Origin of the sequence: Amycolatopsis roodepoortensis (assembly GCF_014873915.1) — a bacterium.
Classification (GTDB): Bacteria; Actinomycetota; Actinomycetes; order Mycobacteriales; family Pseudonocardiaceae; genus Amycolatopsis; species Amycolatopsis roodepoortensis.
On record NZ_JADBEJ010000005.1, the window covers coordinates 3,682,433 to 3,704,072 of the forward strand.

General features: G+C 68.9%; 24 protein-coding genes. 16 read left to right on the forward strand and 8 right to left on the reverse strand.

What is annotated here, in order from left to right:
* The first annotated feature begins 27 nt into the window (after positions 1 to 27).
* The 8 genes from H4W30_RS36580 to hisS all read left to right on the forward strand — a co-directional run bounded on the left by H4W30_RS36580 (position 28) and on the right by hisS (position 7,554).
* Complete coding sequence (locus H4W30_RS36580; protein WP_192746697.1) at positions 28 to 1,665, forward strand: phospho-sugar mutase; 1,638 nt, start codon at positions 28 to 30, stop codon at positions 1,663 to 1,665.
* A 1-nt stretch (position 1,666) separates the two neighbouring features.
* On the forward strand, positions 1,667 to 2,119 hold the full coding sequence (locus H4W30_RS36585) for a flavodoxin family protein (RefSeq protein WP_192746698.1): 453 nt from the start codon (positions 1,667 to 1,669) through the stop codon (positions 2,117 to 2,119).
* A gap of 338 nt (positions 2,120 to 2,457) precedes the next feature.
* Positions 2,458 to 2,850: a helix-turn-helix domain-containing protein gene (locus H4W30_RS36590; protein WP_126735232.1), complete on the forward strand. Its 393-nt coding sequence runs from the start codon at positions 2,458 to 2,460 to the stop codon at positions 2,848 to 2,850.
* Entirely contained in the window at positions 2,847 to 3,368 is a 522-nt protein-coding gene (locus H4W30_RS36595) for a hypothetical protein (RefSeq protein WP_016331300.1), read from the forward strand. The genes H4W30_RS36590 and H4W30_RS36595 overlap by 4 nt, the downstream gene beginning before the upstream one ends.
* Positions 3,365 to 4,498, forward strand: coding sequence for an MAB_1171c family putative transporter (locus H4W30_RS36600; protein ID WP_192746944.1), 1,134 nt, complete (start codon positions 3,365 to 3,367; stop codon positions 4,496 to 4,498). Before H4W30_RS36595 ends, H4W30_RS36600 begins: the two co-directional genes overlap by 4 nt.
* The gene (locus H4W30_RS36605; RefSeq protein ID WP_192746699.1) at positions 4,495 to 5,685 is read left to right on the forward strand and encodes an amidohydrolase family protein; all 1,191 of its coding nucleotides are present in this window, start codon (positions 4,495 to 4,497) and stop codon (positions 5,683 to 5,685) included. The genes H4W30_RS36600 and H4W30_RS36605 overlap by 4 nt, the downstream gene beginning before the upstream one ends.
* Positions 5,686 to 5,864: 179 nt before the next feature.
* Positions 5,865 to 6,257, forward strand: coding sequence for a hypothetical protein (locus tag H4W30_RS36610; protein WP_192746700.1), 393 nt, complete (start codon positions 5,865 to 5,867; stop codon positions 6,255 to 6,257).
* A 10-nt stretch (positions 6,258 to 6,267) separates the two neighbouring features.
* Positions 6,268 to 7,554 (forward strand): histidine--tRNA ligase, encoded by a 1,287-nt coding sequence (hisS, locus tag H4W30_RS36615; RefSeq protein WP_192746701.1) that lies wholly within the window; start codon positions 6,268 to 6,270, stop codon positions 7,552 to 7,554.
* Positions 7,555 to 7,601: 47 nt separating this feature from the next.
* Here hisS and H4W30_RS36620 read toward each other — a convergent pair whose 3' ends face one another.
* The 3 genes from H4W30_RS36620 to H4W30_RS36630 are packed head-to-tail and all read right to left on the reverse strand — an operon-like array spanning position 7,602 to position 10,011.
* On the reverse strand, positions 7,602 to 8,603 hold the full coding sequence (locus H4W30_RS36620; protein WP_192746702.1) for an aldo/keto reductase: 1,002 nt from the start codon (positions 8,601 to 8,603) through the stop codon (positions 7,602 to 7,604).
* Between the two features lie 26 nt (positions 8,604 to 8,629).
* Positions 8,630 to 9,613 (reverse strand): aldo/keto reductase, encoded by a 984-nt coding sequence (locus tag H4W30_RS36625; protein WP_192746703.1) that lies wholly within the window; start codon positions 9,611 to 9,613, stop codon positions 8,630 to 8,632.
* A complete protein-coding gene (locus tag H4W30_RS36630; RefSeq protein ID WP_192746704.1) occupies positions 9,610 to 10,011 on the reverse strand; it encodes a MerR family transcriptional regulator in 402 nt (133 codons plus the stop codon). Before H4W30_RS36630 ends, H4W30_RS36625 begins: the two co-directional genes overlap by 4 nt.
* An 84-nt stretch (positions 10,012 to 10,095) precedes the next feature.
* Here H4W30_RS36630 and H4W30_RS36635 point away from each other — a divergent pair, with 84 nt between their 5' ends.
* The gene (locus H4W30_RS36635; RefSeq protein WP_192746705.1) at positions 10,096 to 10,689 is read left to right on the forward strand and encodes a TetR/AcrR family transcriptional regulator; all 594 of its coding nucleotides are present in this window, start codon (positions 10,096 to 10,098) and stop codon (positions 10,687 to 10,689) included.
* A 316-nt stretch (positions 10,690 to 11,005) separates the two neighbouring features.
* Here the strand turns inward: H4W30_RS36635 and H4W30_RS36640 are convergent, their stop codons facing one another.
* From H4W30_RS36640 to H4W30_RS36655, 4 genes are all read right to left on the reverse strand, one after another.
* Entirely contained in the window at positions 11,006 to 12,286 is a 1,281-nt protein-coding gene (locus H4W30_RS36640) for a hypothetical protein (RefSeq protein ID WP_192746706.1), read from the reverse strand.
* Entirely contained in the window at positions 12,283 to 12,876 is a 594-nt protein-coding gene (locus H4W30_RS36645) for an RNA polymerase sigma factor (RefSeq protein WP_192746707.1), read from the reverse strand. The genes H4W30_RS36640 and H4W30_RS36645 overlap by 4 nt, the downstream gene beginning before the upstream one ends.
* Before the next feature lie 92 nt (positions 12,877 to 12,968).
* Entirely contained in the window at positions 12,969 to 13,592 is a 624-nt protein-coding gene (upp, locus tag H4W30_RS36650; protein WP_034304667.1) for a uracil phosphoribosyltransferase, read from the reverse strand.
* A gap of 18 nt (positions 13,593 to 13,610) precedes the next feature.
* Positions 13,611 to 14,054: a protein-tyrosine phosphatase family protein gene (locus H4W30_RS36655; protein ID WP_192746708.1), complete on the reverse strand. Its 444-nt coding sequence runs from the start codon at positions 14,052 to 14,054 to the stop codon at positions 13,611 to 13,613.
* Positions 14,055 to 14,159: 105 nt separating this feature from the next.
* Here H4W30_RS36655 and H4W30_RS36660 point away from each other — a divergent pair, with 105 nt between their 5' ends.
* The 5 genes from H4W30_RS36660 to H4W30_RS36680 are packed head-to-tail and all read left to right on the forward strand — an operon-like array spanning position 14,160 to position 19,254.
* Positions 14,160 to 14,771 (forward strand): DUF1707 SHOCT-like domain-containing protein, encoded by a 612-nt coding sequence (locus tag H4W30_RS36660; RefSeq protein WP_034304666.1) that lies wholly within the window; start codon positions 14,160 to 14,162, stop codon positions 14,769 to 14,771.
* A gap of 32 nt (positions 14,772 to 14,803) precedes the next feature.
* Entirely contained in the window at positions 14,804 to 15,964 is a 1,161-nt protein-coding gene (locus H4W30_RS36665; protein WP_192746709.1) for a serine hydrolase domain-containing protein, read from the forward strand.
* 19 nt (positions 15,965 to 15,983) lie between these two features.
* Positions 15,984 to 16,958 (forward strand): deoxyribose-phosphate aldolase, encoded by a 975-nt coding sequence (gene deoC, locus H4W30_RS36670; RefSeq protein ID WP_192746710.1) that lies wholly within the window; start codon positions 15,984 to 15,986, stop codon positions 16,956 to 16,958.
* A gap of 3 nt (positions 16,959 to 16,961) precedes the next feature.
* Positions 16,962 to 18,395 (forward strand): aldehyde dehydrogenase family protein, encoded by a 1,434-nt coding sequence (locus tag H4W30_RS36675; RefSeq protein ID WP_192746711.1) that lies wholly within the window; start codon positions 16,962 to 16,964, stop codon positions 18,393 to 18,395.
* Complete coding sequence (locus H4W30_RS36680) at positions 18,388 to 19,254, forward strand: aldehyde dehydrogenase family protein (protein WP_192746712.1); 867 nt, start codon at positions 18,388 to 18,390, stop codon at positions 19,252 to 19,254. The genes H4W30_RS36675 and H4W30_RS36680 overlap by 8 nt, the downstream gene beginning before the upstream one ends.
* 101 nt (positions 19,255 to 19,355) lie before the next feature.
* On the opposite strand, the gene H4W30_RS36685 is transcribed toward H4W30_RS36680, so the two are convergent.
* Positions 19,356 to 19,994: a TetR/AcrR family transcriptional regulator gene (locus H4W30_RS36685; RefSeq protein ID WP_192746713.1), complete on the reverse strand. Its 639-nt coding sequence runs from the start codon at positions 19,992 to 19,994 to the stop codon at positions 19,356 to 19,358.
* A gap of 217 nt (positions 19,995 to 20,211) precedes the next feature.
* On the opposite strand from H4W30_RS36685, the gene H4W30_RS36690 reads away from it, so the two are divergent.
* Both H4W30_RS36690 and H4W30_RS36695 read left to right on the forward strand, forming a co-directional pair.
* Positions 20,212 to 21,426 carry a cytochrome P450 gene (locus H4W30_RS36690; RefSeq protein ID WP_192746714.1) on the forward strand — a complete coding sequence of 405 codons (1,215 nt, stop codon included), beginning with the start codon at positions 20,212 to 20,214 and terminating at the stop codon, positions 21,424 to 21,426.
* A gap of 8 nt (positions 21,427 to 21,434) precedes the next feature.
* Positions 21,435 to 21,629, forward strand: coding sequence for a ferredoxin (locus H4W30_RS36695; protein WP_126735249.1), 195 nt, complete (start codon positions 21,435 to 21,437; stop codon positions 21,627 to 21,629).
* Positions 21,630 to 21,640: the final 11 nt, after the last annotated feature.

Genomic DNA, 21,640 nt, shown 5'->3' on the forward strand with positions numbered 1-21,640 from the left:
TCCCCAACGTACCCGTAGGCTGACTCGGTGACGACTTCCTTGACTTCGGAGCTGCGGGATCGGGCGTTCCGCTGGATCGCCGACGACCCGGACGACGATTCCCGCGTCGAGCTGCAGAACATCCTCGCGCGCGCGATGGGCGGCGAAGCCGGTGCGGCGGACGAGCTCGCGGACCGGATGGCGGGCCCGCTCGAATTCGGCACCGCCGGGCTGCGCGGCCCGGTACGCGCGGGCCCCAACGGGATGAACGTCGCGGTCGTCACCCGGACCACGGCCGGGGTCGCGGCCTGGCTGGCCGCGCAAGGACATTCGGGCGGGGTCGTGGTGGTCGGCCGCGACGCGCGGCACGGTTCGGAGGCCTTCGCCAAGGCCGCCGCCGAGGTGCTGACGGCCGCCGGGTTCGCGGTGAAGTCGCTGCCCGGACCGCTGCCCACCCCGGTGCTCGCGTTCGCCGTGCTGGAACTCGGCGCGGTCGCGGGCATCCAGATCACCGCGTCGCACAATCCCCCGGCCGACAACGGCTACAAGCTTTACGACGCGTCCGGCGGACAGATCGTCCCGCCCTCGGACGGGCTCATCGAGCGGGCCATCGAAGCCGCTCCCCCGGCGATCAGCGTGCCCCGCGAGCCGGGCGCCGAGGTGCTGGGCGACCAACTCCTGGACGCGTACCTCGCGAAGGTCGCGCTTCTGCCGCGTGGCCCGGAGCGCGAGGTCAAGATCGCCGCGACGGCGTTGCACGGCGTCGGCGCGGACACCCTGCGCGCCGCGTTCGAACGCGCCGGTTTCGGCGACCTCCACCTGGTGGCCGAGCAGGCCGTACCCGATCCCGACTTCCCGACGGTCGCCTTCCCGAATCCGGAGGAACCGGGCGCGACGGACCTTTTGCTGGCGCTGGCGTCCGAAGTGGACGCTGAGCTGGCGATCGCGCTCGACCCCGACGCCGACCGCTGCGCGCTGGGCGTGCGCGAGCGGGACGGTTCGTGGCGAATGCTGCGCGGTGACGAGACCGGCGTGCTACTCGGCTGGCATGTCCTGTCCACAGTGGACACAACCGATCCGCTGGTGGCCACGACGATCGTGTCGTCGTCGATGCTCGGCGACGTCGCGAAGGAATCCGGGGCGCGTTACGCGGAGACCTTGACCGGGTTCAAATGGCTGGTCCGCGCGGGTGAAGGGCTCGTGTTCGCCTACGAAGAAGCCCTCGGCCTCTGTGTGAACCCCGGCTTCGTACGCGACAAGGACGGCATCGCCGCCGCCGTGCTCGCCGCGTCGTTGACCGCCTCCCTGCGCGCTGCCGGCCGGGGACCACTGGACGTCCTCGACGAACTGTCCGTGAAGCACGGGGTGCACGTGACGGATCAGGTCTCGTTGCGGGTCACCGATCTGTCGGTGCGGGAGCGGCTGATGGCCGGCCTGCGCGCCACTCCCCCGGCGTCGCTGGGCGGCACCGACGTGACGATGGAAGACCTCCTGCCCGACGCCGACGTCCTCCGCCTGACCGGCGAGGGTCTGCGCGTCGTGATCAGGCCTTCCGGGACCGAGCCGAAGCTGAAGGCGTATCTGCAGATCAAGGAGCCGGTCTCCGGCGATCTCGCCCAGGCGCGCGCGGCCGCGGACGCGCGACTGTCCGCGCTGCGAACCGACATCGAGTCCCGGCTGGCCTGACATGCCGAAGCTGCTGATCGTCCACCACACGCCGTCGCCCTCGACGCAGGCGATGTTCGAAGCCGTGCTTTCCGGCGCGAACCATCCGGACATCGAGGGCGTCGACGTCGTGCGCCGCGCGGCGCTGGGCGCGACCGTGCCCGACGTCCTGGAGGCCGACGGCTATCTGCTCGGCACCCCGGCGAATCTGGGTTACATGTCCGGCGCGCTGAAGCATTTCTTCGACACGGTCTATTACCCGTGCCTGGATTCCACGCGGGGACGGCCGTTCGGGTTCTTCGTGCACGGCAACAACGACACGTCCGGCACCGTGCGCGGGATCGAGGCCATCACGACCGGACTCGGCTGGGAGAGCGCGGCTTCCCCGGTGCTCGTCACCGGCGAACCGGGCAAAGCGGATCTGGAAGCCTGTTTCGAACTGGGCGGCACCCTGGCCGCCACGCTGATGCCCTGACGAAACGCGGGAGAAAAGTAAGGGGCCTGTCACCGGAAGCCCTGGGGGTCGACCTCCGGCAACAGGCCGAGACCAAGGGTTCGCCGTGACGGCGATCGACCTTGGCCGCCTCAGCGTACTACATCCGGCACGATCTTGTGCACCCACCGGGAACAACGGCTCTCACTCCGGCGTCCGTACACCCCCAGGGCACGGATTCCGGAGTGAGAGACCGGACACGGCACGAAACCGCTTGACAACTGTAAACCACTGCATACATGCGCTGTCAACAGCTGCGGACAGGCTGTATCGCGTTACACTCCCACTACGGAACGGGACCAGTGAACGGATGGGGGGTCATGTCGCCGTACCAGACCTTCGCCCAGAAACTGAGCGCGCTGATCGATTCGGCGCGCGCGAACGAAGGCGCCCCGCACAGCTATCGCGAGCTGTCCGCGGCGATCGATCGCGCCGGCGGGCCCACCATGTCGCCCGCGTACCTCCAGCAGCTCGCCACGGGTAAACGCGTCAATCCGAAGATCCACTACGTCGAGGCGCTGGCGAAACTGTTCGGCGTTCCGATCACCTACTTCTTCGAAGACCAGGAAGCGCAGCCCGTCGGAGAGGCGAAGCTCATGGCCATGCGCGCGCAGGAGCTTTCCCCGCAGGGCCGTCGCCAGGTGATGGACCTGCTGGAGCTCGTCGAGCGATACGAACGGGCCGAGCGCGACCAGCCGGACGAAAGCCGATGAAGGAACGCGAGCTCCGCAAACGCTGCCGCAAGATGCTGAACAAGCTCGACATCGAGCCGCCGCTCGACGTCGGCGTGCTCTGCGAGCGGCTCGGCGAACAGCGGGGCAGGCCGATCCGGCTGATGCCGTATCCGCTGGAGGTCCCCGGCCCGTTCGGCTGCTGGATCGCCACCGGTTCGGCGGACTACATCTTCTTCCAGCAGGAGACCACGAAGTCCCACCAGGATCACATCATCCTGCACGAACTCGGGCATATGCTCGCCGATCACCATCCCGGCGGCGACGCCGAACCCGCCGACTTCCTGCGCGGCCCCGCCCCCGGCCTCGACGGCGACGCGGTACACCGCGCTTTACGCCGCACCTCCTACGATGAGGCGCACGAATGGGAAGCCGAGACCGTGGCGACCATCATCCTCGAATGGGCGTCGGTCTTGAACTACACGATTCCCCGTCGCGCCGACGACGATGACGTCCGCCGTGTCCAAGGCGCGCTGGGCGACCATCAAGGGTGGCTGTGACCTCACTGTTCTCCCCCATCAACGTCGTGGCGATGGTGCTGTTCGCGACCGCGCTCGCCTGGCGGATCTACCAGACGTACCGGGCGCCGCGGCTGCTGCCGAACTGGGCGATCACCATCACGATCGTCTGCGTCGCCGGCTCCTTCCTCGCCCAGCAGAAGGTGATCGTCGGCTGGCTCGACGGCCTGACCGGCAAGGGCACAGGCCGGCTGGTCAACAACATCATGCTCGCCATCGGGGTGTGCGCGCTGTTGATCGTCTTCCTCGGTTCCGCGCTGGGCCCGCGCCGCCCGAAGCGCGTCCTCTTCGAACTGATCCCGCTGTCCGGCGCGATCGCGCTGATGCTGGTCGCCATGTCCCTCACCCCGCCGGAGGTGCGCGGGCTCGCGCTGAGCCCGAAGCTCGTCCACATCCCCGGCGTGGCGCTGTTCTACCTGGGCGCCGGGATCTACCTGATCTACGGCCTCTCCGCCTGCGCCTGGTGGATCTTCCGCTACATCCGCACCGCGGACCGCCATCTGAAGACCGGGCTGAAACTCAGCGCCGCCGGGCTGATCTGCCTTTCCGTCGGCAGTGTGTTCCGCGCGCTCTACATCGTGATCGCGTGGGCGTTCGGGCCGTCGATCCCGCTGCTGCTCACCGTCGCCGTCCCGCTGGTACTCCTCGGGATCGTGCTCTTCCTGGCCGGGATCACCTACCCCGGCGCTCGCGCGCGGTTCGCCGCGCTACGACGCCGCCATCAGCACCGGCGTCACCACGACGAGCTCACCCCGTTGTGGACCGCACTGGCCGGGGTCTACCCGAACATCGTGCTCCGGACCACGCCACAGAGCAGGTGGGAGCGGTGGCGCCCGCGTACGGTCCACCGCCGGTACTACCGCCGCGTGATCGAGATCCGGGACGGGCTCGTGCAGCTGAGCCCTTACCTGGAAACCGATCTCACCGCACTCGCCGCCGACGACCCGCGGGCGGCGGCGGAGGCCCTGAAGACGGCGATCGCCAGGCAGACCGCCGGCGAGGAGACCGACGGGCGGGCGAAACTCGTGCTCCCGGGCGGCGCCTCCGACATCGAATCCGACGTCCGGCCGCTGCTGGCCCTGTCCGCCGCCGTTTCCAGGAGCGAAGCATGACCGCGCAACTGCTGCTGACGGGCGGACGCGTCCTGCCGCGCCCGAGCACGCCGGTCGAAGACGGCGCCGTTCTCGTCGAGGGCGGCCGGATCCTCGCGGCAGGCGCTCGCGCCGAAGTCACGGTCCAGGCGTCGCCGGACGCGGAACGGCTCGACTTCCCCGGCGCGACTTTGCTGCCCGGCCTGTTCAACGCCCACGTGCATCTGGCTTTCGACGCCTCCCGCGAGATGCTGCCGAACTTCCTGGCGAGTGACGACGACGCCCTCCGCGCGGGCGCCAAGGACCGGTTGGGACAGCTGCTGCGCAGTGGCGTCACGACGGTGCGGGACCTCGGCGATCGCGACGCGCTGGGCGCGCGGGTCCGAGCCGAACTCGAAGGCTCCGCCGCGCCGCGCCTGCTGACCGCGGGAGCGCCCCTGACCGTCCTCAAAGGACACTGCCATTTCTTCGGCGGCGAGGTCGACGGCGACGACGCGATCCGGGCCATGATCGACGCCAACGCGGCCGCCGGCGCGGACGTGATCAAGGTGATGGCCAGCGGCGGCCAGATCACCGAGGGCGGCGCGGACATGTGGGAATCGCAGTTCGACGTCCGGGCGCTGCGCCTGATCGTCGAGCACGCGGCGCGCCACGGGCTCCCGGTCGCGGCGCACGCCCACGGCTCCGACGCGATCGAGGCGTCGGTCGAGGCGGGTGTCCGCACGATCGAGCACTGCACCTGGCTGACCGGGCCCCAGTGCCAGGATCGGCGCGAGGGCGTCGCCAAGCGCATGGCGGCCGAGGGCATCGCGGCGTGTTCGACGAGCAGCCGCAACTGGCGGATGCTGGCCGAGCGCATGGGCGAGGAACTCGCGAAAACCGTCTACGGGCGGCTGTCCTGGCTGGAAGAACTGGGTGTCCCGCTGCTGGCGGGGACGGACGCCGGGTTGCCCGGGTCGGTCTTCGACGATCCCGTCGGCGCCCTCGAACTCTACGAATGGCTCGGTTTCGACAGGCGCCGGATCCTCGAGATCGCGACCGAGGACTCCGCCGCCGGGCTCGGCCTCGGCGACGTCACCGGGCGGCTCGCCCCCGGTTTGAGCGCCGACGTCCTGGTCGTCGACGGCGATCCGCTCGCCGATCTTTCCGCGCTCCGGAACGTTCGCCTGGTCCTTGCTCGCGGGATGGTGGCGGGGGCCTCGGTTTAGGGCCGCGCTGTGACGTTGCGAAAGCCACTTTCGCAACGTTGAAGGTTGCGAAAGTGGCTTTCGCAACACGGCCTCGGGCTCGGGTGCCCCCCCCCCCCCCCCCCCCCCCCCCCCCCCCGGGCACACCGGCGTCGGCAAAGTTTCGTGACAGCGTTTTAAAACAGTGTTATCGTTTCCTCATGGACGAACCGATCAAACTTTTCACCGTCATCGCACTCGTTTCCCTGCCCACGGTGATGTACGGCGGCTACGCGCTGATGGGTGTCCTGCGTGACCGGAAACTGACCGAACACCAGCGCGGGATGTTCCGCGCCGGCCACGCGCACGCCGGTGTCCTGCTGGTTCTCGCGCTGGTCGCGCTGCAGATCCTCGGGCAGACCGGGCTCCCGGGCACCGCGCTGTGGATCGTCTGCTTCCTGCTGCTGTTCGGCGTGCTCGCCCAGTCCGGCGGCTTCTTCCTGCACCTGGCGCCGGGCAAGGGCAAGCTCGGCGGGCGGGTCACCAGCGCCGGTGCGGTGCTGCTCGGGGCGGCGATCCTGACCACCGCGTACGGCGTCGCCTTCGCTGGTTAAGCTTGTTGACGTGCCTGAATACCTGCCGACAGCCCCCGCCAAGGGGACCCGCGACTTCCTGCCCGCCGAGATGTCCGTCCGGACGCAGGTGTTCGGCCATCTCTACGACGTGCTCGAACTCCGGGGTTTCCTCCGCTACGACGGGCCGATCCTCGAACCCGCGGAGATCTACGAGCGGAAGTCCGGGCAGGAGATCGCGGACCAGCAGCTGTACACGCTGACCACCAAGGGCGGCGAGCGGCTGGCGCTGCGCCCGGAGATGACGCCGTCGGTCGCCAGGATGATCGCGGGCAACGCCAAAGCGCTGCAGTTCCCGGTGCGCTGGTACAGCCACCCGAACTGCCACCGCTACGAGCGGCCGCAGCGCGGGCGGGTCCGCGAGCACTGGCAGATCAACGCGGACATCTTCGGTTCGGACAGCGCGAACTGCGAGATCGAGATCTTCGAGCTGATCCACGACATGATGAGCGCGCTCGGCGCGACCCCGGACATGTTCCAGGTGCGGGCCAACGACCGGAACCTGCTCTCGTCGGCGCTCACCGACATCGTCGGCGTGACCGCGGAGCAGCTGCCGCAGGTGTTCACCCTGGTGGACCGCTGGGAGAAGTCGGACCGGACGAAGCTGAGCGACACCGCGACCGAGATCGGGCTGACCGACAAGCAGTTCGAGAAGCTGACCGAGATCCTTACCTCCGGCGCGGCCCTGCTCGACGAGCTGCCGGAACAGGTCAAGGAGAACTCGAACCTGGTCAAGGTGCTGAACAGCGGCGCCGCGGACCTGATCACGTTCGATCCGATGATCGTGCGCGGGCTCGCGTACTACACGTCGACCGTGTTCGAGGTCTTCGACACCTCCCCGGAGAACCGTCGCGCTCTCTTCGGCGGCGGCCGGTACAGCGACCTGGCGTCGTTGTTCACGTCGCAGCAGATCCCCGGGATCGGCTTCGGCATGGGCGACGTCACGCTGATCGACTTCCTCGACACGCACGGCCTCACCCCGAAGCCGCGCAGCGAGGTCGACGTCGTGGTGATCCCGGTGATCGAAGAGCTCACCGACGCCTCGCGCGAGGTCGCCGGGCGGCTCCGGAAGGCCGGATTGCGCACTTCCACCCCCGTCGAACTCCGCAAGCTGGGCAAGGAGCTCACCCGGGCGGACAAGGCCGGGGCGCGTGCCGTGGTGATCGTCGGCCAGGAAGACTGGGACGCCGGAAACGTGACCGTCCGCGGGCTCGCGACCCGTGAGCAGCGGACCGTGGCGCTCGACGGCGTGGTCGACGCGGTCAATTCCTCGCTCTGACAACGAAAAGCCGGCGCCCCTCGAACGGGGCGCCGGCTTTGTCGTGTTCAGCGGGACAGCATGCGCATGGCCGCTTCGGGGTAACGCTCCCCCGCGACCGCGTCGGCCGGGACCGCCGCTTCGATCGCGGCGACGTCCTCGGTGGTCAGCTTCAGGCCGACGGACGCCACGTTCTCTTCGAGGTACTTGCGGCGCTTGGTGCCCGGGATCGGTACGACGTCGTCACCCTGCGCCTGCACCCAGGCGAGCGCGAGTTGTCCGGCGGTGACGCCCTTCTGCTCGGCCAGCGCGCGCAGCGCCTCGACGATCGCCAGGTTCCGCTCCAGATTTCCTTCGGCGAAACGCGGCTGGGTCGTCTGACGGAAGTCACCTTCGGCGAAGTCCTCTTTGGACTTGAAGCGGCCGGTGAGGAATCCGCGGCCCAGCGGGGAATACGGCACAAGACCGATGCCGAGCTCACGGCAGACCGGGACGACCTCGTTCTCGATGTCGCGCGACCACAGCGACCATTCCGTCTGCACGGCCGTCACCGGGTGCACGGCGTGCGCCCGCCGGATGGTGTCCGGACCGGCCTCGGAAAGCCCGATGTGCCGGATCTTCCCCTGCTCGACCAGCGAGGACAGCGCGCCCGCGGTCTCCTCGATCGGCACGTCCGGGTCGACGCGGTGCTGGTAGTAGAGGTCGATGTGGTCGACGTTCAGCCGGCGAAGCGAAGCCTCGACCTGTTGACGCACATAGAATTCGTCGCCCCGGATCCCGCGCTTCGACGGGTCCGCCTCGTCGCGCACGATGCCGAACTTGGTCGCCAGTACGACCTGATCCCGCTTGCCCGCCAGCGCGCGGCCGACCAGTTCCTCGTTGCGGCCGAAGCCGTACATGTCGGCGGTGTCGATCAGGGTGACGCCCAGTTCGATCGCGCGGTGGATCGTCGCGATCGATTCGGTGTCGTCGCCCTGGCCGTAGAACTCGCTCATGCCCATGCAGCCGAGCCCCTGCGCGCCGACTTCCAGCGTGCCGAGCCTGCGGGTGGGCAGGGTGGAACCCGTCATGATCTCTCTCGCAATTCTGTGGGGTTTCACTTACCGGCGGCGCGGGCGAGGCGCTCCGGGTAACGCTCACCGGCGAACGCCTCGGCGGGCGCGGCCTTTTCGATGGCCTCGATGTCCACTTCGGACAGTTCCAGCTCCGCCGCGGCGGCGTTCTCTTCGAGGTACTTACGCCGCTTGGTGCCCGGGATCGGCACGACGTCGTCACCCTGCGCCTGCACCCAAGCCAGCGCCAGCTGACCGGCGGTCACGCCCTTCTGCTCGGCCAGTGCACGCAGCGCCTCGACGATCGCCATGTTGCGCTCGAAGTTGCCCTCGGCGAACCGGGGCAGCCCGCGGCGCAGGTCGTCCGCCGGAAGGTCCTTCACCGACGTCACTCCGCCGGTGAGAAAACCGCGGCCCAGCGGCGAAAACGGCACGATGCCGATGCCCAGCTCGCGAACGGTCGAGAGGATTTCACCTTCGATGCCGCGGGTCCACAGGGACCACTCGCTCTGCAGCGCGGTCACCGGGTGGACGGCGTGGGCACGGCGGATCGTCTCGGCGCTGGCCTCGGAGATCCCGGCGTAACGGATCTTGCCTTCCTGGATCAGCTCCGCGAGCGCACCCCAGGTCTCTTCGACCGGCGTGTTCGGGTCGACGCGGTGCTGGTAGTACAGGTCGATGTGGTCGACGTTCAGCCGCCGAAGGGACTCTTCGCAGCTCTGCTTGACGTACGCCGCGTCGCCGCGAGCGGACATCCCGCCGTCCTGATCCCAGACGATGCCGAACTTGGTCGCCAGGACGACCTGGTCCCGCTTGCCCGCGATCGCGCGGCCGACGAGCTCTTCGTTCGCTCCGGCGCCGTAGATGTTCGCGGTGTCGAGCAGGGTCACGCCCAGCTCGAGGGCGCGGTGGACGGTGGCGATCGACTCCGTGTCGTCGTCGCGGACGCCGTAGGCCTGGCTCATCCCCATGCAGCCGAGACCCTGGGCGCCGACCTCCAGGCCGCCGAGCCTCCTGGTGCTGATCACGCTGAAATTCCCTCCACGGTGGCTCCGGTGCCGAGCACCTTGCGTTCCACCTGGTCGTAGTGGTCGATCTTGTAGTCGAGGATGTCGAGGCAGGTCTGCAGCTCGGCGATCCGGTCGGCGACCGATTTGCGCTGGTCGACCAGGATCGCCTTGCGCCTTCCCGCGCTCGACGCCCCGTGGTGGCGCAGGGAGGCGTACTCCCGCATCCGCTTGATGGGCATGCCGGTCAGGCGGAGCTTGGTCAGGAACGCCAGCCACCCGAGGTCGTCATCGCTGTAGGCGCGGCGCCCGGCCGCGTCCCGTGCCGGGGGCTCGACGAGTTTGATGCGCTCGTAGTACCGGAGAGTGTCGATGGACAGTCCGCTACGTCGCGCGGCTTCCGCTATCGAGTAGCTCATGCGAACGACACTACGACCTGGAGTGCGCTCCAGGTCAACTCCGAATCCGAGCGATCGATAACAGCGTTGCGATACTCTCCGCGCATGCCCCGCCCCAGGACGCACGACGAGAACCTCCGGCTGAAACTGCTGGACCGCGCCGGTGAGCTCATCTCGGCCGACGGCCCCAAGGCGCTGAGCCTCCGCAAACTGGCCGCCGACGTCGGCACGTCCACTACCGCGGTCTATTCACTCTTCGGCGGGAAAACGGACCTCGTCAGCGCTCTGTTCACCGAGGGCTTCCGGCGCTTCGGCCGCCGGATGTCCGGGGTCACGCTGAGCGGCGACCCGGTCGAGGACCTGGTGCGGCTCGGCGTCGCGTACCGGGAAAGCGCGCTGGCCGACCCGCATCTCTACGCGATCATGTTCACGAAGTCGGTGCCGGGTTTCGAACCGGCGGAGGAGATGTCCGAGCAGGCGCGGGCCACGATGGCGCCGCTGGAGGGGACGATCCGCAAGGCCGTCGCCGACGGCGTCTTCCTCGACGTGCCGCCCGAGGTCGTCACGGTGGCCTGCTGGGGGCTCGTGCACGGGCTCGTGTCGCTGGAGCTGAACGGGAACCTTCCGGAGCAGTACACCGTGAGCGCGGCTTACGAGACCGCGCTGCGGGCGAACGCCTCCGGCTGGCTGCGCCGGTGACCTGCGTTTAGCGGGCTAATCGCGATCCGCCCGGACCACCCGCGTTTAGCGGGCTAAACGCGATCCGCCCGCACGACCTGCGTTTAGCGGGCTAAACGCGATCCGCAGGCCACGCCGTACGCGCGCAAGTACATGAAGGCCCCATCCTTGCGCCTAGCTCCGTGAAGGACCCCTTCATGTACTTCCCGGCGACCCGGTGCGTACTTCCCAGCGACCCGGTGCGCGTGAATGCCCCCTTCCCTCGACTCAGCCGAGGGAAGGGGGCCTTCACGCGCTCCCCAAGCAGGACGACCCGCGTTTAGCGGGCTAAACGCGATCAGTAGAGCGGAAGCGCGCCCTGGTACAGAGTCACCCCGGCCGCGTCCAGGACGGTGACGCCCACCTTCGCGTGCTCCAAGTCCTCACTTACCCCGTCGGGGATCCAGGCCGCGAAAGTCCCGTCCGCGACCGTCGCGTCGATCGTCGTGCCGGTCCCGAAGTCGAGCTTCACGACCGCCGCGGCTTCGGGAACGACTCCCAGGTACGTGTTCCGGACCGGGACGCGGTTCCCGTTCCGGTCCACCCTGCCGACCGTTTCGGCCTGCAACGTGCGCACAGGTCCCGTGGACCGCGGCCGGTCGGGGAAGACCCGGTAGTACGCGGTCTTCCCGTCCGCGTACCCGAGCCCGCCCTGGCACACGATGGCCTGGCCACCCAGGCGAGCGACGACCACCCCGACATCCTGGCCTTCGAGTAACGCGCCGACCCGGTAGGCGTCCTCGTCGGCCACCGTTTCCGACGCTCCCTCCGTGCACACCTTGAAGAACTCACCCGCGGGCATGGCACGGTCGGGAACCGGGAACACCGGTTTGTCGAGCCTCGACGCGGCAGGCTCCGGCGCGGGCCGAAGGGGATACGGCGCCTGGTACTCGGGCGGCCGGGATTGCTCCCCGGGAGTGGGTCCGACCGCGTAGGTGGTCCGCGACGGCTTCATCGGCGCGATGTGCACGAACAAGTTCCCCGGCCGGAAGACCGGGATGTCCCGCATGGACTGTGACGCTTCGTTCTGGCCCGTCAACTCCACTTTCGGCCACTCCGGATCGGCGATGCCCGCGATCGTCCCGGTCCGGGTCATCAGCAGGGCCGCGGTCCGCGCGCCCTCCGTGTAGGCGGGAACGGCGTTCGGGTCGGACACGGTCGCCGTCATCAGCGTGGTCTCGCAGAAGAAAGGCTTGTCGTCCACCGTCACCGCCACGACGGTCACCGAGTACGAAACGACGGTGAACCGCGGCACCCATTCGTTCCGCGCCGGGAAGCTCGCGGCCCTTCCCCCGGACTGGACGACGGCCCAGCACCGGTTCATCGCCTCCTCCGCCTTCGGCCAGTCGAGGGAGAAGTCAGGGTTCGCGACGACGGGACCCTGCCCGTCCGGTTCCCGGATGAGCACGGTCGTGACCAGAGCGCCGGCCAGCACCAGGACCACGGCGGCCGCGGCGGCGACGATCGGCCAGCGCCGCCGCTCGGGTTTCCCCATTCCCTCCCGCAGGGACATCCGCAGGTTGTCGAGCACTTCCGGGGGGAGTTCGCGCCTGCCGGGCAGGCCGAGGTCGTCGGTCATTTCTCCTCCAGGGCGGCCCGCAGCTGCGTACGGGCCCGCGAGATGTGGGCGCGAACGGTCACCTCGGCGACGCCGAGCAGTTCGGCGGCGTCGGCGGAGGAGAGATCGCCGAGCAGGCAGAGTTCGACGGCTTGCCGCTGCGATTTGGGCAGCTTCGCGACCAAGGCGAGCACCTGCCGAAGGCGGTCTTCGCCGTCGAGCTGGTCGACGACGGTGTCGGCGTGGTCGGACACCGACCGGGGCTCCGGCAGGCGCCGGACGAGCCGGAGCCGCCGACCGTTACTGCGGTGTTCGCCGCGCGCGAGGTTGCCCACGACGGTGTACAGCCAGGGCAACGCGCTTTCGCGGATGAGCGTGATGTCCGCCCGGCGCCGCCAGGCGGTGAGGAACGTCGTCGACGTCAGGTCTTCGGCCGACGCCCACGACCCGGTGAGCCGGTAGGCGTGGTTCCACACCGGCTGCACATGCCGTTCGAACAGCTCGGTGAACGCGGCGTGATCACCGCCCGCGGCCGCCCGCCAAAGCTCCGTGTCGCTCCTGTCGGGAGGAGGTTCGCACGAGTCCACCGGCACCCCCACCGTTCCGGTCACTGTTCTGGTCACACCTGTCAGTGGCCGGCGAAGGCGGAGTTGTTGCGAACCGGCCGGATCGCGTTTAGCGGGCTAAACGCGATCCGGCGGTGTCAGACGGCCCCGTACTGCCGATCCCCGGCGTCACCGAGACCCGGCACGATGAACCCGGAGTCGTTCAGCCGCTCGTCGATGCTCGCGGTCACCACCCGCAGCGGCAGGCCGGTCTTCTTCAGATGCTCGATGCCTTCGGGAGCCGCCAGCGCGCAGATCGCGGTGACGTCGGTGGCGCCGCGATCGGTGAGCAGCCGGATCGTGTACTCCATCGACCCGCCGGTCGCCAGCATCGGGTCGAGCACCATCACCGGCCGGTCGGCGAGCGATTCGGGCAGCGACTCGAGATACGGCGTCGGCTTGAGCGTCTCCTCGTCGCGCGCGAGGCCGACGAAACCCATTTGGGCGTCCGGGATCAGCTTGTGCGCCTGGTCCGCCATCCCGAGCCCGGCCCGCAGCACCGGCACGAGCAGCGGCGGGCTCGCCAGCGCGTAGCCGTCGGTGCGCGCCACCGGGGTGTGGATCCGCTCGATCCGCACGGGCATGTCGCGCGTGGCTTCGTACACCAGCATGACGGTCAGTTCGTGCAGCGCCGCGCGGAAGGCCGCGCTGTCGGTGCGCGCGTCGCGCATGGTGGAGAGCCTGGCCTTGGCCAGCGGGTGATCAACGACGTGCACATCCATGCCGGTCAATTTAGCCCGTCACGCCTGCCGCGCGAACCAGCCGACCCAGCGGCGCTGCCAGGGCGTCTCCACCGAACGCTTGTCGTGGTTGGCCCGCGCCCACGCCACCGCCTCGTCCGCGCTCAGCCCCGAAAGGGTGGCGAGACAGGACAGCACCGTGCCGGTCCGCCCCACTCCGCCGTAACAGGCGACCTCGACGCCTTCGCCCGCCGCCGCCCGGCTGTGCAGGTCGACGATCCGGCGCCGCGCGTCCGCCCAGTCCGTCGGCAGGAGGAAGTCGGGCCAGCGGATCCACGCCCGCTCCCAGTTCATTTTGTGATCGTGTGCCCGGCGCAGCTTCGAGCCGCCCAAATACAGTCCGAAATCCGGCGAGGGCCCGTCTGGCCAGGGGCGACCCAGGCCCCGTCCTCGTACCTTGATCCCGTCCGGCAGCTCGACGGCGCCGGGTAGTGAGTTCCCCATCACGGGAGGATGCCACTGTCGACCAGAAGATGGACGCTTGGCCTTCTCCTCGGCGCTAGGCTCCTCCAGGTGAGTGAAGAGCCGGCCCTGCCGGGCCCCGAACAGATGCGCATCTCCGACGCCGACCGCGAGCAGGTCGCGCAGGTGCTGCACGCGGCGATGTCCGAAGGGCGCATCACCATCAACGAGCTGGAAGAACGGCTCACCGTCGTCTACGCGGCCAAGACCGTCGGAGACCTCAAACCGGTCACCGCGGATCTGCCGCAGCATTCGCGGTCGGCGATCGAGCCGGCGACCTCGCGCGCGCTGGGCCTGCCCGACGACCGGATCGGCGGGCATCCGGGCTCCGGCGCCTCGATCGCCGTCATGTCGGGCGCGTCGCGCAAGGGCAGCTGGGTGGTCCCGCCGCAGCACAACAGTTTCGCGTTCTGGGGCGGCGCCGAGCTCGATCTGCGGCACGCGCGGTTCGCCGAGAAGCATTCGACGATCACCGCGGTCGCGATCATGGGCGGGATCGACATCATCGTGCCCGACGACATCAACGTGGACGTCACCGGAATCGGCTTCATGGGCGCCTTCGAACTGGAGGATCGCGCCGGGACTCCCCCGGCGCCGCCGACCGCGCCGACGGTGAAGATCACCGGCCTGGCGTTCTGGGGTGGCGTCGTCGTGAAGCGGAAACCGCGTAAAAAGGACGTACCCGAACTGGAAGCCTGACCTGACCTGACCTGAACTGGGGGGTTCACCACATGCGCCGAAGTTTCGTCGCGATCGTTTGTGCCGCACTGCTTTCCGTCACCGCCGTCCCGGCGGTGGCCGCCGAGAAGACCGATCCACGCCAGGCCGCGATGGACGCGGCGGTCGCCGCGGGCATCCCCGGCATGGTCGCCGTCTCCGACGGATTCCGCGGCGTCAGCGGCGTCGCGAGCATCGACCGGCCGGGCAAGCCCGACGCGTCGGGCCGCTGGCGGATCGCGAGTGTGTCGAAGGTGTTCGTCGCGACGCTGGCTCTGCAGCTCGTGGCGGAAAAGCGGGTCGGGCTGGACGAGCCCGTCCAGCGTTATCTGCCGGGGCTGCTGCCCTATCCGGAGCCGATCACCGTCCGCCAGCTGCTGCAGCACACCAGCGGACTCCCGCGCGACCTGGCTCCCGAGGACACCTGGGCGTCCGGGCCGGAGGTCGACACCGAACGCTTCGAGCACTTCGACAGCGACGACCAGATCCGCCTGAGCGTGTCGAAGCAGCCGCTGCAGTTCAAACCCGGGACGGGCTGGGCGTACTCGAACACCGGCTACAACGTCCTCGGCCTGCTGGTCGAGAAGGTCACCCGGAAGCCGCTGGAACGCGCGCTCGCCGAGCGCGTCACCGGGCCTCTGCACCTGCGCGACACCTCGCTCCCCCGCGACTTCCCGTTCCTGCTCCGCCCTGCAGCCCGCGGCTACGAGCAGCTGTACGACGCGCCGCGCGGCCTCACCGACGTCACCACCTACAACTACTCGCGTTACTTCGGCGCGGGCGGCATGGTGTCTTCGGCCAAGGACCTCAACCGCTTCTTCGAGGCGTTGCTCGGCGGGCGCCTGCTGCCCGCCGAGCTGGTGGCGGAGATGAGGAAGACGGTCCCGGTGGGCGGTGGCATGGAGTACGGCCTCGGCCTGATGAAGCTGAACCTCAAGGCCGCGGGTGCCTGCGCCGAGGAGATCTCGATCTGGGGCCACGGCGGCGACCTGCCCGGCTTCGCCACCCTCAGCTTCCACGACGACTCCGGCAAGAACATCTCCACGCTGGCCACCGTGGACCTCACCGCGTCGCCGGAAGCCGCGCTCAAGCGTCAGCTGCCGATGATCTCCGAGTTCTGCTCGCCGGTGGTCCCGACCAGGGCGGTCGCCCAGGCCCCGGTGCCCAGCCTGTAGGCCGCTTACACTCACCCGTATGACAGCTACGACCAGCTCGTCAGCGGCGACGGCCACCCCGTCGCCGCTGGCGGACGCGACTCGCGACGAGGCGAGCCTGCGCCGGTTCCTGCACGGGCTGCCTGGTGTCGACCAGGTCGGCGTCGAGCAGCGGGCCGCCGGACTCGGCACGCGCAGCATCAAGAAGGCCGCCAAGCTCTGGGCGATCGACACCGCTATCTCGATGGTCGACCTGACGACCCTCGAAGGCGCCGACACCCGGGGCAAGGTCCGCGCGCTCGCCGCGAAGGCCATGCGGCCGGATCCGGAACGCCCGGACACCCCGCGGGTCGCGGCCGTGTGCGTGTACCCGGACATGGTCGAGACGGCTGTCGAGGCGCTTCGCGGCACCGGCATCCATGTCGCGAGTGTGGCCACCGGCTTCCCGGCAGGCCGCACGAGCCGCGAGATCAAGCTTGCCGACACCAAGATCGCCGTCGACGCCGGCGCCGCCGAGATCGACATGGTGATCGATCGCGGCGCGTTCCTGGAAGGCCGCTATCTGGAGGTCTTCGAGGAGATCCAGGCCATCAAGGCCGCCTGTGGCAGCGCCCACCTCAAGGTCATCCTCGAAACCGGCGAGCTCGCCACCTACGACAACGTCCGCCGCGCGTCCTGGCTCGCGCTGCTGGCGGGCGGCGACTTCATCAAGACCTCCACCGGCAAGGTCTCGCCCGCCGCGACGCTGCCGGTCACCCACGTGATGCTGCAGGCCGTCCGCGACTGGTTCGTCCAGACCGGTGAACTGCGCGGCGTCAAACCGGCCGGTGGCATCCGGACGACCAAGGACGCGATCAAGTACCTGGTGGCGGTGCACGAGGTCGCCGGCGAGCAGTGGCTGAACCCGGATCTCTTCCGGTTCGGGGCGTCCAGCCTGCTCAACGACCTCCTGCTGCAGCGCCGCACCCAGGCCGACGGCCACTACAGCGGTCCCGACTACGTGACGGTGGACTGATCCATGGGCATCTTCGAGTACGCGCCCGCGCCCGAATCGCGCGACCTCGCGAACCTCAAACCGCATTACCGGCCGTTCGTGAACGGCGAATTCGTCGACGGCTCGGGTGAACCGCTCAAGACGATCAACCCGGCCACCGAAGAGGTGCTCGCCGAGGTCGGCACCGCGTCGGTGTCCGATGTGGACAGTGCGGTGAAGGCCGCGCGCAAGGCGTACAACAACGTCTGGTCCAAGATGCCGGGCTCCGAACGCGCCAAGTACCTGTTCCGCATCGCGCGCCTGATCCAGGAGCGGTCGCGGGAGCTGGCCGTGCTGGAAAGCCTCGACAACGGCAAGCCGATCAAGGAATCGCGCGATTCCGACGTGCCGACGGCCGCCGCGCATTTCTTCTACCACGCCGGCTGGGCCGACAAGCTCGATTACGCGGGCTACGGCCCGAACCCGAAGCCGCTCGGTGTCGCGGGCCAGGTCATCCCGTGGAACTTCCCGCTGCTGATGCTGGCGTGGAAGATCGCGCCCGCGCTGGCCACCGGCAACACCGTGGTGCTCAAGCCCGCGGAGACCACGCCGCTGACCGCGCTCGTGTTCGCGGAGATCTGCCAGCAGGCCGAACTCCCGCCCGGCGTGGTGAACATCCTGCCCGGCGCCGGGGACATCGGCGCCGCGCTCGTGGGCCACGGCGACGTGAACAAGGTCGCCTTCACCGGATCGACCGAGGTCGGCAAGGCCATCCAGCGTCAGATCGCGGGCACCGCGAAGAAGCTGACGCTGGAGCTGGGCGGCAAGGCGGCGAACGTCGTCTTCGATGACGCCCCGCTGGATCAGGCCGTCGAAGGGATCGTCAACGGGATCTTCTTCAACCAGGGCCACGTCTGCTGCGCCGGCTCGCGGCTGCTGGTGCAGGAGTCCATCGCCGAAGAGCTGCTCGAGAAGCTGCGCTACCGCGTCTCGACGCTGCGGTTGGGCGACCCGCTGGACAAGAACACCGACATCGGCGCGATCAACTCCGCCGAGCAGCTCGCGAAGATCAAGGGGCTCGTGGAGTCCGGCGACGCCGAGGGCGCGCAGCGCTGGACCAGCCCGTGCCCGGTGCCGGAACGCGGTTTCTTCTTCGCTCCCACGGTGTTCTCCGACGTCCAGCAGTCGATGCGCATCGCCCGCGAGGAGATCTTCGGCCCGGTGCTTTCGGTGCTGACCTTCCGCACGCCGGACGAGGCCGTCACCAAGGCGAACAACACGCCGTACGGGCTTTCGGCCGGAATCTGGACCGAGAAGGGTTCGCGCATTCTCTGGATGGCGAACCAGCTCCGCGCCGGCGTCGTCTGGGCCAACACGTTCAACCGCTTCGATCCCGCCGCGCCGTTCGGCGGCTACCAGGAGTCGGGTTTCGGCCGCGAAGGCGGACGCACCGGACTGGAGGCCTATCTCGATGTCTGACCGTATTTCGGTGGCGAAGACCTACAAGCTCTACATCGGCGGCAAGTTCCCCCGCTCGGAATCCGGCCGCGTGTACCCGGTCACCGACACCAAGGGCAAGTTCCTGGCGAACGCCTCGCACGCGTCCCGCAAGGACGTCCGTGACGCGGTTTCGGCCGCCCGCAAGGCTTTCGGCGGCTGGTCGGCGGCGACCGCGTACAACCGCGGCCAGGTGCTGTACCGGGTGGCGGAGATGCTGGAAGGCCGCCGCGAACAGTTCGTCGCGGAGGTTTCGGCGTCCGAAGGCGTCGCGGCGAAGAAGGCACAGTCCATTGTGGACGCCTCGATCGACCGCTGGGTCTGGTACGCGGGCTGGACGGACAAGATCGCGACCGTGCTCGGCGGGGCCAACCCGGTCGCGGGCCCGTACTTCTCCTTCACCGTGCCGGAACCGACCGGCGTCGTGGGTGTGCTGGCGCCGCAGGAGTCGTCATTGCTGGGCCTGGTGAGCGTGCTGGCCCCGGTGCTGGCGACCGGCTCGACCGCGGTGGTCGTCTCCAGCGCGGACCGGCCGCTGCCCGCGATCACGCTTTCGGAGGTACTCGCGACGTCCGACCTGCCCGGCGGCGTCGCGAACATCCTGACCGGCCGCGCGTCGGAGCTCGGCCCGTGGCTCGCGTCGCACGGGGACGTCAACGCCCTCGACCCGACAGGTGCCGAGCCGTCCGCGCGGGCGGACCTGGCGCGTGAGGCGGCGGGCACCGTGAAGCGGGTTCTGACCGTTCCGGACACCGAGCCGGACTGGACCGCCGACGCCGACATAGCGCGGCTTCGGCGTTACCTGGAGGCGAAGACCGTCTGGCACCCGCTGGGCGTCTGACCCACCCCTTTCGGACAGTTGGACACCTGACCGCGTAGCGCGTGAAGGCCCCCTTCCCTCGGCTGAGCCGAGGGAAGGGGGCCTTCACGCGCATCAAGACCTCACGGATCCAGATCGGCCCCGGTCAGCGCCCGTCCCGGCAGCGGCTCGTTCGTGCCGACGGCCCGCAGGCCGTCGATCATGATCCCGATGCACCGCCTCGTCGCCATCCGCGCGACCTCCTCGCCCTTGCCCGGCATCTGCCGCAGCAACGTCGCGAACAGGATCGCGACGTCACCGGTGGCGACGTCCGTCCGGAGCTTGCCTTCGGCCTGCGCCCCGCGGACGAAAGCGTCCATCACCAGGAGTAACTCGTCACGCAATGCCTTGATCGCGGGATCACTCTTCAGGATCGCCAGCGCCCGGGGCGACACCATCGCGAGCTGGATGCTCAGCTGCAACTCCATCGACTGGTGCAGCAGCCGGATCAGCGCCTCCCAGTCCGAGGCCTCCTGATCCCTCGCCGCCTTCGCGTCCCTCAGGACCCGGTCGAAGTTGTCGACGGCGACCGCCCGGATCAGCGCGTCGCGGTCCGGGAACCGCCGGTACAGGGTGCCGACGCCGACACCGGCCGAGCGCGCGATCTCCTCCATCGGGACCTCGGCGCCTTGGGCGGCGAAGATGACTCTCGCGGCGGCCAGGATCTGATCCCGGTTCCGGCGCGCGTCGGCGCGCAAGCGGGTCTCGGGGTCGGCTGTCATGATCCTCGCCTCTCGAAGGGTCCTTCAGGGCCGTGATTCTCGCACGTAAGGGCATGCCCTTCACGCCTCCCGCGAAACCACCCCTTCGCGAGTGGACGACCCGCCTCCGCTTGAGTACCTTGGTGACATAAACGGAATGGATCCGTCCGCATACGTTTTTTGGGGCCCCTGTCCGATTTCGCCCGAACCCACCCGACATCTGGGGAAGGACAACCCGATGACCGACGTCGAGGAAACCACCGCGACCTTGCCACTGGTCCGGAAATGCCCGTTTTCGCCGCCGCCCGAATATGAACGGCTTCGCCGGGAAAGTCCGGTTTCCCGGGTCGGTCTTCCGTCCGGGCAAACGGCTTGGGCGCTCACCCGGCTCGAAGACATCCGCGAAATGCTGAGCAGCCCGCATTTCAGTTCCGACCGGCAGAGTCCGTCGTTCCCGCTGATGGTCGCGCGGCAGATCCGCCGCGAGGACAAGCCGTTCCGCCCGTCCCTCATCGCGATGGACCCGCCGGAACACAGCAGGGCAAGGCGGGACGTCGTCGGGGAATTCACCGTCAAGCGCATGAAAGCGCTTCAACCGCGTATTCAGCAGATCGTCGACGAACATCTCGACGCCCTGCTCGCGGGCCCCAAACCCGCGGATCTCGTCCAGGCGCTTTCCCTCCCGGTCCCGTCCTTGGTGATCTGCGAACTGCTCGGCGTCCCCTATTCGGACCACGAGTTCTTCCAGTCCTGCAGTTCCAGGATGCTCAGCCGGGAGGTCACCGCCGAAGAACGGATGACCGCGTTCGAATCCCTCGAGAACTATCTCGACGAACTCGTCACCAAGAAGGAATCGGACGCCACCGAGGACGACCTCCTCGGCCGTCAGATCCTGAAGCAGCGGGAAACGGGCGAGGCCGACCACGGCGAACTGGTCGGGCTGGCGTTCCTGCTGCTCATCGCCGGGCACGAGACCACGGCGAACATGATCTCGCTCGGCACGGTGACCCTGCTGGAGAACCCCGATCAGCTGGCGAAGATCAAGGCGGACCCGGGCAAGACCCTCGCCGCGATCGAGGAACTCCTGCGGGTCTTCACGATCGCGGAGACGGCGACCTCACGCTTCGCCACGGCGGACGTCGAGATCGGCGGAACGCTCATCCGCGCGGGTGAAGGCGTCGTCGGGCTGAGCAACGCGGGCAACCACGACCCGGATGGCTTCGAGAACCCGGACACCTTCGACATCGAACGCGGCGCCCGGCATCACGTCGCCTTCGGATTCGGGGTGCACCAATGTCTCGGCCAGAACTTGGCGAGGTTGGAACTCCAGATCGTCTTCGATACGTTGTTCCGGCGAGTACCGGGCCTCCGGATCGCCGTTCCGGTCGACGAACTGCCGTTCAAGCACGATTCGACGATCTACGGCCTCCACGCCCTTCCGGTCACCTGGTAGGAGGAGCCATGAAGATCATCGCGGACACCGGGAAATGTGTGGGCGCGGGCCAGTGCGTGCTCACCGATCCCGACCTGTTCGACCAGAGCGAGGACGACGGGACCGTCATCGTGCTGAACGCCGAGCCCGAAGGCGAAGAGGCGGAAGAGAACGCCCGCACCGCCGTGCACATCTGCCCGGGTCAGGCACTGTCGCTCGCGTAGGGAGTGGGGCT

Coding starts and splice junctions, on each gene's coding strand:
- H4W30_RS36585 (WP_192746698.1), top strand. CDS start 1,667: ATGCCGAAGCTGCTGATCGTCCACCACACGCCGTCGCCCTCGACGCAG.
- H4W30_RS36590 (WP_126735232.1), top strand. CDS start 2,458: ATGTCGCCGTACCAGACCTTCGCCCAGAAACTGAGCGCGCTGATCGAT.
- H4W30_RS36595 (WP_016331300.1), top strand. CDS start 2,847: ATGAAGGAACGCGAGCTCCGCAAACGCTGCCGCAAGATGCTGAACAAG.
- H4W30_RS36605 (WP_192746699.1), top strand. CDS start 4,495: ATGACCGCGCAACTGCTGCTGACGGGCGGACGCGTCCTGCCGCGCCCG.
- H4W30_RS36610 (WP_192746700.1), top strand. CDS start 5,865: ATGGACGAACCGATCAAACTTTTCACCGTCATCGCACTCGTTTCCCTG.
- H4W30_RS36620 (WP_192746702.1), bottom strand. CDS start 8,603: ATGACGGGTTCCACCCTGCCCACCCGCAGGCTCGGCACGCTGGAAGTC.
- H4W30_RS36630 (WP_192746704.1), bottom strand. CDS start 10,011: ATGAGCTACTCGATAGCGGAAGCCGCGCGACGTAGCGGACTGTCCATC.
- H4W30_RS36635 (WP_192746705.1), top strand. CDS start 10,096: ATGCCCCGCCCCAGGACGCACGACGAGAACCTCCGGCTGAAACTGCTG.
- H4W30_RS36640 (WP_192746706.1), bottom strand. CDS start 12,286: ATGACCGACGACCTCGGCCTGCCCGGCAGGCGCGAACTCCCCCCGGAA.
- upp (WP_034304667.1), bottom strand. CDS start 13,592: ATGGATGTGCACGTCGTTGATCACCCGCTGGCCAAGGCCAGGCTCTCC.
- H4W30_RS36655 (WP_192746708.1), bottom strand. CDS start 14,054: ATGGGGAACTCACTACCCGGCGCCGTCGAGCTGCCGGACGGGATCAAG.
- H4W30_RS36660 (WP_034304666.1), top strand. CDS start 14,160: ATGCGCATCTCCGACGCCGACCGCGAGCAGGTCGCGCAGGTGCTGCAC.
- H4W30_RS36665 (WP_192746709.1), top strand. CDS start 14,804: ATGCGCCGAAGTTTCGTCGCGATCGTTTGTGCCGCACTGCTTTCCGTC.
- deoC (WP_192746710.1), top strand. CDS start 15,984: ATGACAGCTACGACCAGCTCGTCAGCGGCGACGGCCACCCCGTCGCCG.
- H4W30_RS36675 (WP_192746711.1), top strand. CDS start 16,962: ATGGGCATCTTCGAGTACGCGCCCGCGCCCGAATCGCGCGACCTCGCG.
- H4W30_RS36680 (WP_192746712.1), top strand. CDS start 18,388: ATGTCTGACCGTATTTCGGTGGCGAAGACCTACAAGCTCTACATCGGC.
- H4W30_RS36685 (WP_192746713.1), bottom strand. CDS start 19,994: ATGACAGCCGACCCCGAGACCCGCTTGCGCGCCGACGCGCGCCGGAAC.
- H4W30_RS36690 (WP_192746714.1), top strand. CDS start 20,212: ATGACCGACGTCGAGGAAACCACCGCGACCTTGCCACTGGTCCGGAAA.
- H4W30_RS36695 (WP_126735249.1), top strand. CDS start 21,435: ATGAAGATCATCGCGGACACCGGGAAATGTGTGGGCGCGGGCCAGTGC.